Here is a 12965-nt window from a genome sequence, read left to right on the forward strand (position 1 = left end):
CGGTCGGGCGCCCATAGCCGGTCGGCGTCGCCGGCGGAGAGCGGCCTCGGCGATGCTCAGGCCCGCCGGGGGGTCGGAGCGTACGGGCTCGGATTCCGGCTGTGGGTTGACTTCGAGCGCGCTCCAATTCCTAGCGTCGGGTCACTTACCGAGAGCCCTCACCGTGATCATCAGCAGTGCTACCGATTGGACCCGTATGCCCGAATCGAGGCAACACCGCCGATTCCTGGTGCTGGCGATCTGCTGCGCCAGCATCGTCGTCGTGGTGATGGACATCTCCATCGTCAACGTCGCGCTGCCGACGATTCGCAGCGACCTGCACGCCTCGGAGTCCGGCCTGCAGTGGACGGTCGACGCGTACACCCTGGTGCTGGCCGGCTTCCTCGTTCTGGCCGGATCCGCCGCCGACCGGGTCGGCCGTCGGCGCGTCTTCCTGGTCGGCCTCGCCGCCTTCGGGCTCGGCTCGCTGCTGTGCGGCCTGGCGCCGAGCATCGGCTGGCTGATCGCAGCGCGTGCGCTGCAGGCCGTGGGCGGCACGATGCTCAACCCGGTGGCGATGGCGATCGTCGCCACCACGTTTCCCGACCCGGCCGAGCGGGCCAGGGCCATCGGTGTGTTCGGCTCGATGTCCGGGCTGGCGCTGGCGCTGGGGCCGATCCTCGGCGGCGCCCTGGTCGACGGCTTGGGCTGGCGCTCGGTCTTCTGGGTCAATGTGCCGATCGTTGCCGCCGCGATCGTGTGCACCGCGCTGTTCGTGCCGGAGTCCCGCGCCGCGCGGGCGCGCCGGTTCGACCCGGTGGGCCAGACACTGGTGGTCCTGGTGCTGGGCAGCGTCGTCTACGCGATCATCGAGTCCAGGGTCCTGGGCTGGACCTCGCCGCTCATCCTCGGCCTGCTCGCCGTAGCCGTGCTCGGTGCGCTGGGCATCCTCGGCTACGAGCCGCGCCGTATCGACCCGCTGCTGGAGCTGCGCCTGTTTCGTAGCGTGTCGTTCAGCGCGGCGATCGTGATGGCGCTCTTCGCCCTGTGCGGGTTCGGCGCGTTCCTGTTCGTGACGACCCAGTACCTGCAGGACGTGCGCGGTATGTCGGCGCTCACGGCCGGGCTGTGCGTGCTCCCGGTCGGAGTGCTGGTCATCGTGCTCTCCCCGTTCACCGGCCGGCTGGTCGGCGTGCGCGGTCCCAGGCTGCCGTTGGTGGTCGCCGGGGCCGCGTTGGCACTGGGCGGCGGCGCGTCGATCTGGCTCGGCCCGGCCACCCCGCTGCCGGCCGTGCTGGCGATCCATCTGCTGTTCGGCGTCTTCCTGGGCACCGTCAACCCGCCGATCACCAACACGGCGGTCTCCGGAATGCCCCGCTCGATGGCCGGGGTGGCTGCCTCGTTGGCCTCCACCGGCAGGCAGACCGGCACCACCCTGGGCGTCGCGATCGCCGGAACGATCGTGGGGTCCGCCTTGACCCGGGGCGGGGCGGCCTACACCAGCGCGGAACCCGGCGTGTGGTGGATGGTGCTCGGGCTCGGCGTCGGCATCCTGGTCCTGGGGCTGCTCAGCACCGGGCGCCGGGCCATGGCCACCGCCGGGCGGGCGGCGGCACTGTTCGAGGAGGTGGACCAGGGCTCGGATCCTCGAACCGTCTCTCTCCGCCGTTGGTGATCGGCGGCGAGGCGCGGGCCGCGGCACTGACCCCGCCACTGACCTCGGCGTTCACCCCAGAACTGACCTCGGCGCCGGCCGAAGTCGGCGTCGGCGGGGTCCAGAGGTCGTACGCCGGCATCAACCGATCGGCGGATGCGGGTTCCAGCGCGACGGGCGATGCCCGGCGAAGGCGCGGCGGGAGATCCTCGGGGCATGGCGATCATCGAAGTCGACGGGCTGCGGAAGTCCTACGGCGGCCGGACGGTGGTGGACGGCGTGTCCTTCGCCGTCGAGGAAGGCGAGATCTTCGGCTTGCTCGGCCCCAACGGGGCGGGTAAGACCACGACCGTCGAGTGCGTCGAGGGGCTGCGCAAGCCCGACGCCGGGCGCGTACGGCTGGCCGGCCTGGACCCGGCAGCCGATCGCGAGCGGGTCTCCCGGATCCTGGGCGTTCAGCTCCAGCACAGCGACCTGCAGGAGAAACTCACTGTCCGCGAGGTGCTGGAACTCTACAGCGCCTTCTACCCGCGCCCGGCGGACTGGCGCGCCCTCGCCGAGCGGCTCGATCTGACGGACCGGCTCGGCGCCCGCTTCGGGACGCTGTCCGGCGGGCAGAAGCAGCGCCTGTTCATCGCGCTCGCGCTCGTCGGCCGCCCGAAGGTGGTGGTACTCGACGAGCTGACCACCGGACTGGACCCGCGCGCCCGGCGCGACACCTGGGAGCTGATCGGCGGCGTCCGGGACGAGGGCGTGACCGTGCTGCTTGTCACGCACTTCATGGAGGAGGCACAGCACTTGTGCGACCGCGTGGCCGTACTCCGCGCGGGCGCCCTGGCCGCCCTGGACACCCCCGCCGGGCTCATCGGGAGCGCCGAGAGCGACACGGTCATCTCCTTCACCCCCTCGCGGTCGCTGAGCGAGGGCGAGTTGGCCGGGCTGCCGGCGGTTCGGAGCGTACGGCGCTCGGACGGGGGCCGGCTGGTCGTCACCGGGACCGACGACACTGTCGTGGCGCTGACCTCCATGCTCGCCCGCAACGGCATCACCGCACGCAACCTGCGCGTGGAGAGCGCCACCCTCGACGACGCCTACCTCGACCTCACTCGCAAGGAGTCCTGACATGTCCGCATCCGTCGCTGTGCTCAAGGCGGAGGCCCTGTTGTTCCGCCGCGAGCCGGTCAGCGTGTTCTGGATCCTCGCTTTCCCCGTCCTGCTGCTGGTGGTGGTCGGCCTGGTCCCGTCGTTCCGGGCGGAGGGCTCCGCCCCAGCCGGCGCGCGGTCCATCGACCTGTACGTCCCGGTGACCGTCCTGCTCGGCATGATCATGGCCGGCCTCCAGTCCCTGCCGCCGACCCTCACCGGTTACCGCGAGAAGGGAATCCTGCGCCGCATGTCCACCACGCCGGTACGGCCCGCCGCGCTCCTCGCCGCCCAGGTGATCGTGCACGGCGGCGCCGCGCTGGCCGGCGGGATCGTTGTCATCACGGCAGGCCGGCTCCTGTACGGCGTCGCCCTCCCCGCCAACCTGCCCGCCTACGCGCTGACGCTGGTGCTCGTCACACTCGGCGCGCTGGTCAGCGGAGCGCTCATCGCCGCGCTGTCGCGCACGGCCAAGGCCTCCACCGCCGCGGCCACGATCATTTTCTTTCCTGCGGCGTTCACCGCGGGGGTGTACATTCCGGTCCAGTCCATGCCGGAAACCATGCAGCGCGTGGTGGAGCTCACGCCGTTCGGCGCCGCCTCCCAGGCTCTGGCCCAAGCCACCTCTGGCGGCTGGCCGGCGCTGTCGTACCTGGCGATCATACTGGTGTGGATCACGGTGCTGGCAGGCGCATCCGTCCGCTGGTTCCGCTGGGAATGATCGGAACGGGGTGTCTCCTGGTGGCGGACCGGACGTCGATCGATTCGCTGGGGGGCGATCCGCGCCTGCTCGACGTCACCCCGCGCAGTCTGCCGGACGTACCCGGCTTACCCGGCGGTGCTCCGGGCGACGGGCCGGCCTCCTCCGGAGACTCGGACGAGACACCCGGCGTTGTGCAGTCCTGGCGGCACCGGTTCTCCAACGCGGGGCCGTACGTGCTGCTGACCGTCGGCGGGGCACTCTCGGCCGTCAGCGCGGACGCGCTGATGACCCTCGGCGAACGCTACGTCGCCGTCGTCCTGGTGGTGGCCGCGCTGGCGCTGCAGGTGTGGTGGAGCGCCGACGGCAGGCGGCGGGTCGCGCGTGGCCCGGCAGACCGGCTCTACTACCTCCTGCGGTGGGTTGTCGCCTTCGTGCTCACCTGGTGCAACCCACTCTTCGGCGTCTACGCGCTCCTCGGCTACTACGACGTCGACATGCTGCTGCCCCGCCATCTGGTGCGTCCCGCGCTGTTCGCCACCGCGATCACCATGGCCGGCTCCAACGCCGGCGGCCTGCCGCCGGCCGAGGGCATGCATTGGCTGGCGTTCGTCGTGCTGCTGGCGCTGCACTCCGGCCTCGCCCTCGGGTTCGACCACATGGGGGTCAAGGAGGCCGAGCACACCGCGGCCAAGGCGGCGGCCATGGCCGAACTGCGGCGCGCCAACGCCCGCCTCGCCCAGGCGCTCCAGGAGAACGCCGGCCTGCACGCCCAGCTCCTCCTCCAGGCCAGGGAGGCGGGCGTGGCCGACGAGCGCGCCCGGCTGGCCGCCGAGATCCACGACACTCTCGCGCAGGGGCTGACCGGCATCATCACCCAACTCCAGGCGGCGGCCGACAGCGCCGACGCCGCGGCCACCCGCGACCACATCGAGCGTGCCTCCACGCTCGCCAGGCACAGCCTGGGTGAGGCCCGCCGTTCGGTCCAGGACCTGGGCCCCGGGCAACTGGAGCACGACCCCCTGCCCACGGCGCTGGAGAAGATCGTCGCGGCCTGGTCGGCCGAGACCGGCGTCCGTGGCGAGTTCACCGTCACCGGCGCCGTCGAGCCGCTGCATGACGAGGTCGAGGTCGCGCTGCTCCGCATCGCCCAGGAGGCGCTCGCCAACGTCGGCAGGCACGCGTGCGCGCGGCGGGCGGGGGTCACCCTCTCCTACATGGACGACGAGGTGAGCCTGGACGTCCGCGACGACGGGCGCGGTTTCGACCCGTGCAACCTTCCCGCGCGCGGCCACACCGGCGGCTTCGGCCTCGGCGGCATGCGGGCCCGCGCCGAACGGGTCGCCGGGACCATGGACATCGAGTCCGAGCCGGGGCTCGGTACCGCCCTGTCCGCGCGAGTACCGTTGGTACGCCATGAGTGAGCCCCCGGTGCCCCCCGATTCACCCGTGCCGCCCATCACGCTGGTGATCGTCGATGATCACCCCGTCGTACGGCACGGCCTGCGCAGCATCTTCGAGGCGTCGTCCGGCTTCGCCGTACTGGGCGAGGCAGCCGACGGGGTCGAGGCGATCGAGGTGGTCACCCTCCTCGACCCCGACGTGGTCCTCATGGACCTGCGCATGCCCGGCGGCGGCGGGGTGGAGGCGATCGGCGCGTTGTCCCGCCGCGGCGCGCGGGCCAGGGTGCTGGTGCTGACCACGTACGACACCGACTCCGACACGCTCCCGGCGATCGAGGCCGGCGCGACCGGCTACCTGCTCAAGGACGCTCCGCGCGATGACCTGTTCGGCGCGGTGCGGGCCGCCGCCGAGGGTCGGACCGTGCTGTCGCCTGGCGTCGCCGCTCGGCTCGTCTCCCAGGTGCGGGCTCCCGGGAACCACAGCCTGAGCAGTCGCGAGCGCGACGTGCTGCGCCTGGTCGCCAAGGGGTCGTCCAACCGGGAGATCGCCGCGGTCCTGTTCATCAGCGAGGCCACCGTCAAGAGCCATCTGACCCATATCTACGGCAAGCTCGGCGCCAAGGACCGCGCCGCCGCCGTCGCCATCGCCTACGACCGGGGCATCCTCGGCTGATCGCTCCGACGGTGTGCGCCGTCATGTCGGCCGGGTCCGATCCGCGGCGATGACCAGCACGCCCCCGAAGACCGCCAGGCTCAGGTTCGCGTAGATCTCGTACCCGGCCAGGAAGTCGATGCGCGGGATGACGACGCGGTTGAAGAAGTTGAGGAAGGTGCCGAACACGGGTTGTACGGCCAGGTGGTCGATGGTTCCGCTGATGCCGGACACGACCAGGTAGAGACCGGCGAGCTGGAGGGCGTGGCGCATGCCGCAACGCTAAGAGGGCGCCGTACGGACGCGGATCGGTCAAGGGGATCTCTCGCCGCCGACCGAAGTCGGTGCCGTCGGGCTCGCGCCCGACCGAAGCATCGGCCGCCACGACTTCGGTATCGTCCCGTCGCCCGCCGGAGGCGACGCCGCCGATCGCACCGTACGCTCGCGGGAGTATGGACGCTTCCCCCACGGCGCCGGCGGCCCGGCGCGGCCTCCGGGACTGGTTCGTGGACACGGGCCTGTTCCTTCTCGCGGTCCTGTACGGCGTCGTGATGTCCGGCATGCGGCTGGACTCTCCACCGTTGCCCGTGCCGCTGTGGCTGTTCAACGTCGACCAGCTCACCGGCGTGCTGGGATGCGCGGCGTTGTGGCTGCGCCGCCGCCGTCCGGTGGAACTCGCCGTGGCGCTGGTCGTCCTGTCGACGTTCTCCGAACTGGTCGCGGGCGCGATGCTGGTGGCACTGTTCACGGTCGCGGTGCACCGGCCGCCGCGCACCACGACGGCCGTCTTCGGGCTGAGCCTGCTCGCCGCGCTCGGCTACGTGGTGCTCAGGCCGGAACCCGACACGTCGCGCATGCTGCTGTGGCTGCTCGGCGTCACGATCCAGGGAGCGGCGGTCGGGTGGGGCCTGTTCGTCCACCACAGGCGGCGGCTCACCGCGTCGCTGCGCGACCGCGCCGCCCGCGCGGAGACCGAGGCGCGACTGCGGGCGGAGCAGGCGCAGCACCTCGCCCGCGAGGCGATCGCCCGGGAGATCCACGACGTGCTCGGCCACCGGTTGTCACTGCTGAGCGTGCACGCGGGCGCGCTGGAGTTCCATCCCGACGCGCCGGCCGAGGACATCGCCCGCGCTGCCAAGGTGATCAGGGAGAGCGCCCACCAGGCGTTGCAGGACCTGCGCGAGGTCATCGGCGTCCTGCGTGCCCCGGTGGGGGAGTTGCCGCAGCCCGCCTTCGCCGACATCAGGGAACTCGCCGCGGAGTCGGGCCGGGCCGGCATGCGGGTGGACCTGCGCGATGAACTCGCTTCGGCCGTCCCCGACTCCACGGGTCGCACCGCGTACCGGATCGTGCAGGAGGCGCTGACCAACGCGCGCAAGCACGCCCCGGGAGCCGAGGTGCGCGTACGCCTGGCGGGGGCGCCGGGGGAGGGGGTGACCGTCGAGGTGCGCAACGCCGTCCCCGGCCTCGCCGACGCCCCCGCCGTTCCCCGATCCTTGACCGACGCGCTGCCCGGCTCCCTGCCCGGCTCCCTGCCCGGCTCCCAGCCCGGCTCCCTGCCCGGCGCGGGATCGGTGCCGGGCGCGCGGTCCGGCCAGGGGCTGGTCGGGCTGGCCGAACGCGTCGCCCTGGCCGGCGGGCGGCTGGAGCACGGCCCCACCGGCGCGGGTGACTGGCGGTTGTCGGCCTGGCTACCGTGGACGCCATGACCGCATCCGACCCCCGGCCCGTCGGCGTACTGATCGCGGACGACGACCCGCTGGTGCGCTCCGGCCTGACGATGATGCTGGGCGGCGCCCCCGACATCCGCGTGGTCGCCGAGGCGGGTGACGGCGCCGAGGTGCTGTCGCTGGTCGACCGGCACACCCCCGACGTGGTGTTGATGGACATCCGGATGCCCCTGATGGACGGGCTGGCCGCCACCGAGGCCCTGCGTGCCCGGCGCGGCGCGCCGGAGGTCATCGTGCTGACCACCTTCGACGCCGACGAGCACGTCCTGCGCGCGCTGCGGGCCGGAGCCGCCGGGTTCCTCCTCAAGGACACTCCGCCGGCCGAGATCGTGGCCGCGGTGCGCCAGGTGGCGCGGGGCCATCCGGTCCTGTCCCCGGCGGTCACCCGGCGCCTCATCGCGCGGGTCGCGGAATCCGATCACGACCGGCGGCGCGCTCGGGCCAGAGACCGCCTGGCGCTGCTGAACCACCGCGAGCGCGAAGTGGCCGTCGCGGTCGGTCAGGGCAGGTCGAACGCCGATATAGGCGCCGTGCTGTACCTCAGCGTCCCGACGGTGAAGACCCACGTCTCCGGCATCCTCACCAAGCTCGACCTGAACAACCGCGTCCAGATCGCCCTGCTGGTCAACGACGCGGGACTGCTGGACGACGCCGGATGACGGGCCGCTTCCCGCCGCTCATCGGCTGATCACCTCCTCGCCGCTCTCCCCGTGTACGGCGACGACCGACCGGCGGGCGGCTGCGCCGTACAGGAGGGTGACGACCACGATGACGAGCGGGAACACGGTGGCGACGGTGAGGCCGGTGCGCAGCCCGGAGCCGCCGTCGTCCGGCAGCAGCTCCGCGATCCGCCGCAACACGGTCTCCCCGGTGCCCGCGGCGTCGGCTGCGGCCCCGGCGATCCACGGGCCGACGGCGCCTCCGGCGTCGCCGAAGACGGCGAGCATGCCGAACATGGCCGCGCCTCCGAGGGGGAATCGGGCCGAGGCGAGGCTGAAGGTGCCCGGCCACAGGAGACTGACGGCGAGTCCGCACACCGCGCAGCCGATCAGGCTGATGATCGGGTCGCCCGACAGGCACACGACGAGATAGCAGGCGGTCGCCAGCGCTCCGCAGAAGATCATGGCCGGGACCAGCGGGATGCGCTCGCCCCAGAGGCCGTAGACGATACGGCCGATGCCCATGAGGACGGCGAACAGGCACGGCCCGGCCAGGTCGCCCCACACCTTTGAAACGCCCAGCCCTTCTTCCGCGAACAGCGACGACCACTGCGACATGGTCAGCTCGGCCGCGCCCGCGGCGAGCATCAGCACGATCGCCGCGACGAAGGCGGGCGCGCTCAGCAACGCCTTCAAGGACGTACGGTGCTCGTCGGGCACGGTCGCGGGAAGCGGGACCTTCATGAAGGCCACCACGTTGACCAGCGGCACGACGGCCCAGACGAGCGGCAGGATCTGCCAGGCGTCCTGCCCGATCCCGGCCAGCAGGAGCGTGCTGCCCGCCACCACGGCGACCTGGCCCCAGCAGTAGAAGGAGTGCAGCAGGCTCATCTGCGCCGCCTTGCCCTCCGCCGGGCTGGGCAGGGCGTCCACCACGGGGCTGACGAGCACCTCGAGCAGGCCGCCCCCGACCGCGTAGACGACGACCGCCAGGCACAGTCCCAGGTACGGGGAGGGGACGACCGCCGGGGCCACCGCCAGCGACACCAGTCCCACGGCGGACAGGGCGTGGGCGAGCACCAGCGGTACGCGGTAGCCGATCCGGTCGGCGTACCTGACCGCCACGATGTCGGTGACGAGCTGGGTCGCGAAGTTCAGCAGCACCAGGCGGCCGAGCATCTCCAGCGGGACCTGGTAGCCGGTCTGGAAGACGATGAACAGCAGCGGGGCGAGGTTGTTGACGATGGCCTGAGTGAACGAGCCGGTGTAGCAGGCGCGGCGGGTGTGCTCGAAGGTCGTCATCGGGGGGACGTGCCTCTTCCTCGGACTGTGGGCCGGTGATCAGGCCAATCTCCCACATGCCCGGCTGACCGGACGTCCTGCGGTTGATCACAGAGGTCCGAGCGATGCTCCCCTCGGACTCCTGATCCTCGACCGATCTCGCGGAGCCCGTTTCCCGATGGTGTGCTCTACAGTTCGACATCCCGTACGACGTCGAGATCGACGAAGCGCGGCGGGGAGTCGCACAACTCCTCCATCCGGTGCGCGAACTCGCTCGTCGCCGGAAGCGTGTTGTTCCGCATCGCCTCCTCGTAGGAGGGGAACTCGACGATCGACACGTAGTGCTCGGGCCGCTGGTGATCGCGTGCCAGCACCGTGTGCGTGGCCGTGCGCTCGCCCGCCGTGCGGGCGCACCACTCATCCAGGAGACTCTCCACCTCAGGCGCATGGGAGGTCTCGTACTCGATGACCTGGACGAACCCCATCGGAGCACCTCCTTCTGGCTGGTCTCAGCTTGAGTCGACCGCCACTGAATGCCCTGTTCAACCCGAATCCGGGCAAATCTCCGGAGAGATCTCGGTCCCGGGATTCCGGACAGCGGAACGCCCCCGGCGGTCTGCCGGGGGCGTTCTCGAAGTCACACCGATCAGGCGGTGTAGACGGGGTAGCCGAAGCCCGTCACCTGGCTCATCGGCCGGGTACGGATCTCGACCTTGCCGTTGCCGGTGTTGCCCTCGACGGTCTTGATCGTCCCGTTGCCGTTGTCCTTGATGACGAAGCCGACGTGGTCGATGCCGTAGATGTCCTTGCCGCCGTTCCAGTCGAAGAACACGACCGCGCCGGGCTTGGCGGCGGCGCCCCAGCGGTGGTTGTCCTGGAACCACTTGGCGTGCTGGACGGTGTAGGCGTCCCAGCCGAGGACCGGCCGCAGGCCCGCCTGATCGCCGACCCAGGAGACGAACATGTCGCACCAGGGGGCGTTGGCGTAGGCGCCGGTGCTGCCGCCGTCACGGGCGACGGTCTCCTTGGCGCGGGGCGAGTTCATGTACCAGTCGTGGAACTTCGTGCCGCCGCCGGAGGCGTTCTCGCTGACGCCGACCTGGCTCTGCGCGATCTGCAGCAGCTGCGTGGCGCTCACCTTGGGCAGCGCCGCGGCCTCCTTCAGGAGGGGGCTCATGGGAGCGGACGCGCTGGCGTGGACGGTGTCGGCGTGGGCGGCCGCCAGGGTCGCGGGCACGGCGGCGGTGGCCAGGACGCCGGTGATCAGGGCAGCACGCAGGTAAGTCTTGGGGGCTCGCATTACGGGGGTCTACTCCCTTGCTTCCATGCCGCCTACCGGGTTAGCTGACGGGTTCGGGCGTGGAAGTCGCCCTACGGCAGTGATGCCGATTCACCCCAGAAAGGTGGTGGGTCCCCGGCTCCGCGCGAACGCGGACTCGGCGGTCGACGGTCGGTTCCAGTGACGGATGACCGTGTCATCGGTTATGGGGCAGGCACACCTTGCAGAGGTCAGGTATGCGCCGTGTTCCCAAAACAGTAATAGACCGGTTCAAATCGGTCAAGCAAGGACAAACAGGGTCATACCTCTGTAATGGTCGGTCAAGGGCGAGGGTGCGGTACCACCATGGCGCCCGGTGATCGCTCGAACGGCATGGTTTCGCCTGCAGCCAGGGGAATCCTGGCACCGTCGGCGCCCGCGCGAAGCCGACCGGCGTGATACGTCGTCGGCCCCGGAAAGATTTACGTACGGATATCCGCGATCACGCGGATGGCCCCGATTTCGCGGGCACGCGCCGCGACGTCCCCGGCGACGGGACGCTCGCGATCGATGCCGCCTTGACCCTGACGAGAACCAGGCAATCGGCAGGCAACGGCTACCCCTCGACCTGGACGTCCAGCCGGCCGCTCGGCAGGTCACGCATGCGCCGCAGCGGAGTCGCGAGCAGGATCAGGCCGCTCAGCGCGAAGACACCCAGCATCACCCAAAGCGACGCGCGCACGCCGAAGGTTTCGGCCAGGGCGCCGGCCAGGACGGCACCGAGCGGGATCGCGCCGAAGTTGACCACCTGCACGCTGGACGTCACCCGTCCCATCAGGTCGGCGGGCACGTAGCTCTGCACGAATCCCGAAAAGACGATGTTGCCGGCGACGATGCCCCCGATGATCGCGACGCTGGCCACGACGAAGAGCACCAGCCCCACACCCCGATCGGCGTACGGGATGAACAGGCCGAGGGGCGCCAGCCCGGCCTTGCCCAGCAGGACGGCTCGCGCGCCACCGAGCCGTGCCGCCATCGGCCGCGCCACGGCGGCACCGATCACGCCGCCCAGGCTGGTGGCCGCGATCAGCACTCCCGTCTCACCCGCGCTCAGCCCGGTGTCGCCGACCAGGAAGACCACCAGCAGCGACTGGTAGCCGGTCAGGGCCAGGTTGGCCACGCATCCGTAGATCGTGTTGCCGCGCAGCAGCGGATCGCGGACGACCGTACGCAGGCCGTCGCGGATCTCGCTGCGCAGCCGTCGCCGGGTCCGAGGCCGGGCGGCCTCGGTGTGCGGGATGCGGCTCAGGCAGACGGCCGAGACGGCGAAGCTCACGGCGTCGAGGACCAGGCCGCCGATCGCCGACACGAGCTGGGCGAGCAACCCGGCGATGCCGGGACCGGCGAGGTTCGCCACCTGCTCGCTGCCCTGGAGCTTGGCGTTGGCCTCCAGCAGGTCCGACTCGTCGACCAGCGACGGCAGGTAGGCCCGGTACGCCGTCGCGAAGAACACCTTGGCCGTTCCCGCGACGAGCGCGACCATGATCAGCTGGCCGGTCGTCAGACGGCCGAAGGCGGCGGCGATCGGGACGCTCAGAAAGGCCGCCATCGACACCCAGTCGGCGACGAGCATGACCCGCCGGCGGGAGAGCCGATCCACCCACGCACCCGCGGGCAGGCCGACGAGCAGCCACGGCAACCACGCGGCGGCGGCCAGCACGCTCACCGCGAACGCCGGCGCGTGCAGCACGGTCACCGCGACGAGGGGAAGGGCGACACCCGTGACGGAACTGCCCAGGCTGCTGAGGCTCTCGCCGATCCACAACAACCGGAAGCCGCGTCGGCGTAACAGCCCGAACCGGGACGTGGGCGGCGGGACGGTTCTGGCGACGGTCATGGTCGACCGGGCACCGCGCGCGCGAAGGCGAACACGGTGTCACGTTCCCGGCCGTCGTCGGGCACCTCGCGTTCGGCCCACCTGCTCATCACCTGGCGGATCTCATCCGCGAACTGCGCCAACTCGTCATCGGTCACCCGCAGCCACGCCTCCGTCGAGAACGGCCCGCGCGGCCAGCGTTCCTGCTCGGACTGCGGCTGGTCCGCCCAGCGCCGGATGTGACCGGCCTGCCGCTCCAGGTTGAGGGAATCGGCGGCCCGGGCGATCGCCTCGCCCGCGGCGTCGTCGGCGAAATCGGCCGAGGACCAGCACAGCGTCCGTGTCGTCCGGCGCCACCAGCGTTCGCGCCGGTCGCGGGCCAGCTCGGGAGCTTCTTCGATCAGCCCGGCCGCGGCCAGCGCCCGCAGGTGGTGGCTGACGTTGCCGACGGCCTCTCCTGTCTCCTGGGCGAGCGTGCTGGCCGTGGCCGGGCCGTCCAGCTTGAGCAGGTCGAGCAGGCGGCGCCGTACCGGATGCGCCATGGCGGCGAGTACGCGGGAATCAGTGATCGAGCGATCGTCGGACATGGTGATCATCGTAAATCCAAAAGATCTATTGCACAATAGTCCT

The 12965-nt window shown here is 71.3% G+C and carries 13 protein-coding genes and 1 riboswitch; of the genes, 7 read left to right on the plus strand and 6 right to left on the minus strand.

The genetic code is table 11. The features are described 5' to 3' along the window. The first annotated feature begins 196 nt into the window (after positions 1-196). The 5 genes from IMZ11_RS11055 to IMZ11_RS11075 all read left to right on the plus strand — a co-directional run bounded on the left by IMZ11_RS11055 (position 197) and on the right by IMZ11_RS11075 (position 5552). A complete protein-coding gene (locus tag IMZ11_RS11055) occupies positions 197-1654 on the plus strand; it encodes an MFS transporter (protein ID WP_228640301.1) in 1458 nt (485 codons plus the stop codon). 195 nt (positions 1655-1849) lie between these two features. After that, positions 1850-2755, plus strand: a complete 906-nt coding sequence (locus IMZ11_RS11060) for an ABC transporter ATP-binding protein (RefSeq protein ID WP_228640303.1) — start codon at positions 1850-1852, stop codon at positions 2753-2755. 1 nt (position 2756) lies between these two features. Beyond that, entirely contained in the window at positions 2757-3497 is a 741-nt protein-coding gene (locus tag IMZ11_RS11065; protein ID WP_228640306.1) for an ABC transporter permease, read from the plus strand. Positions 3498-3517: 20 nt separating this feature from the next. After that, complete coding sequence (locus tag IMZ11_RS11070) at positions 3518-4900, plus strand: sensor histidine kinase (protein WP_228640308.1); 1383 nt, start codon at positions 3518-3520, stop codon at positions 4898-4900. Further along, complete coding sequence (locus IMZ11_RS11075; protein ID WP_228640310.1) at positions 4893-5552, plus strand: response regulator transcription factor; 660 nt, start codon at positions 4893-4895, stop codon at positions 5550-5552. The genes IMZ11_RS11070 and IMZ11_RS11075 overlap by 8 nt, the downstream gene beginning before the upstream one ends. 21 nt (positions 5553-5573) lie before the next feature. Here the strand turns inward: IMZ11_RS11075 and IMZ11_RS11080 are convergent, their stop codons facing one another. Beyond that, on the minus strand, positions 5574-5804 hold the full coding sequence (locus IMZ11_RS11080; RefSeq protein ID WP_228640313.1) for a hypothetical protein: 231 nt from the start codon (positions 5802-5804) through the stop codon (positions 5574-5576). 179 nt (positions 5805-5983) lie between these two features. Between IMZ11_RS11080 and IMZ11_RS11085 the strand changes: the two genes are divergently transcribed. Beyond that, entirely contained in the window at positions 5984-7240 is a 1257-nt protein-coding gene (locus IMZ11_RS11085; RefSeq protein ID WP_228640315.1) for a sensor histidine kinase, read from the plus strand. Continuing rightward, complete coding sequence (locus tag IMZ11_RS11090; protein ID WP_228640318.1) at positions 7237-7920, plus strand: response regulator transcription factor; 684 nt, start codon at positions 7237-7239, stop codon at positions 7918-7920. The genes IMZ11_RS11085 and IMZ11_RS11090 overlap by 4 nt, the downstream gene beginning before the upstream one ends. Positions 7921-7938: 18 nt before the next feature. On the opposite strand, the gene IMZ11_RS11095 is transcribed toward IMZ11_RS11090, so the two are convergent. The 5 genes from IMZ11_RS11095 to IMZ11_RS11115 all read right to left on the minus strand — a co-directional run bounded on the left by IMZ11_RS11095 (position 7939) and on the right by IMZ11_RS11115 (position 12922). Beyond that, complete coding sequence (locus IMZ11_RS11095; protein ID WP_228640321.1) at positions 7939-9222, minus strand: sugar MFS transporter; 1284 nt, start codon at positions 9220-9222, stop codon at positions 7939-7941. Positions 9223-9389: 167 nt separating this feature from the next. Beyond that, the gene (locus IMZ11_RS11100) at positions 9390-9686 is read right to left on the minus strand and encodes a hypothetical protein (RefSeq protein ID WP_061254501.1); all 297 of its coding nucleotides are present in this window, start codon (positions 9684-9686) and stop codon (positions 9390-9392) included. Between the two features lie 161 nt (positions 9687-9847). Then, positions 9848-10501 (minus strand): CHAP domain-containing protein, encoded by a 654-nt coding sequence (locus IMZ11_RS11105; RefSeq protein WP_228640324.1) that lies wholly within the window; start codon positions 10499-10501, stop codon positions 9848-9850. Positions 10502-10515: 14 nt separating this feature from the next. Further along, positions 10516-10653: riboswitch (cyclic di-AMP (ydaO/yuaA leader) on the minus strand. Between the two features lie 422 nt (positions 10654-11075). Then, the gene (locus tag IMZ11_RS11110) at positions 11076-12356 is read right to left on the minus strand and encodes an MFS transporter (protein WP_228640327.1); all 1281 of its coding nucleotides are present in this window, start codon (positions 12354-12356) and stop codon (positions 11076-11078) included. Continuing rightward, a complete protein-coding gene (locus IMZ11_RS11115; protein WP_228640330.1) occupies positions 12353-12922 on the minus strand; it encodes a helix-turn-helix domain-containing protein in 570 nt (189 codons plus the stop codon). The genes IMZ11_RS11110 and IMZ11_RS11115 overlap by 4 nt, the downstream gene beginning before the upstream one ends. Between the last annotated feature and the right edge of the window lie 43 nt (positions 12923-12965).

This window comes from Microtetraspora sp. AC03309 (genome assembly GCF_020826795.1).
Classification (GTDB): domain Bacteria; phylum Actinomycetota; class Actinomycetes; order Streptosporangiales; family Streptosporangiaceae; genus Microtetraspora; species Microtetraspora glauca.

Coding starts and splice junctions, on each gene's coding strand:
- IMZ11_RS11055 (WP_228640301.1), top strand. CDS start 197: ATGCCCGAATCGAGGCAACACCGCCGATTCCTGGTGCTGGCGATCTGC.
- IMZ11_RS11060 (WP_228640303.1), top strand. CDS start 1,850: ATGGCGATCATCGAAGTCGACGGGCTGCGGAAGTCCTACGGCGGCCGG.
- IMZ11_RS11065 (WP_228640306.1), top strand. CDS start 2,757: ATGTCCGCATCCGTCGCTGTGCTCAAGGCGGAGGCCCTGTTGTTCCGC.
- IMZ11_RS11075 (WP_228640310.1), top strand. CDS start 4,893: ATGAGTGAGCCCCCGGTGCCCCCCGATTCACCCGTGCCGCCCATCACG.
- IMZ11_RS11080 (WP_228640313.1), bottom strand. CDS start 5,804: ATGCGCCACGCCCTCCAGCTCGCCGGTCTCTACCTGGTCGTGTCCGGC.
- IMZ11_RS11085 (WP_228640315.1), top strand. CDS start 5,984: ATGGACGCTTCCCCCACGGCGCCGGCGGCCCGGCGCGGCCTCCGGGAC.
- IMZ11_RS11090 (WP_228640318.1), top strand. CDS start 7,237: ATGACCGCATCCGACCCCCGGCCCGTCGGCGTACTGATCGCGGACGAC.
- IMZ11_RS11095 (WP_228640321.1), bottom strand. CDS start 9,222: ATGACGACCTTCGAGCACACCCGCCGCGCCTGCTACACCGGCTCGTTC.
- IMZ11_RS11100 (WP_061254501.1), bottom strand. CDS start 9,686: ATGGGGTTCGTCCAGGTCATCGAGTACGAGACCTCCCATGCGCCTGAG.
- IMZ11_RS11105 (WP_228640324.1), bottom strand. CDS start 10,501: ATGCGAGCCCCCAAGACTTACCTGCGTGCTGCCCTGATCACCGGCGTC.
- IMZ11_RS11110 (WP_228640327.1), bottom strand. CDS start 12,356: ATGACCGTCGCCAGAACCGTCCCGCCGCCCACGTCCCGGTTCGGGCTG.
- IMZ11_RS11115 (WP_228640330.1), bottom strand. CDS start 12,922: ATGTCCGACGATCGCTCGATCACTGATTCCCGCGTACTCGCCGCCATG.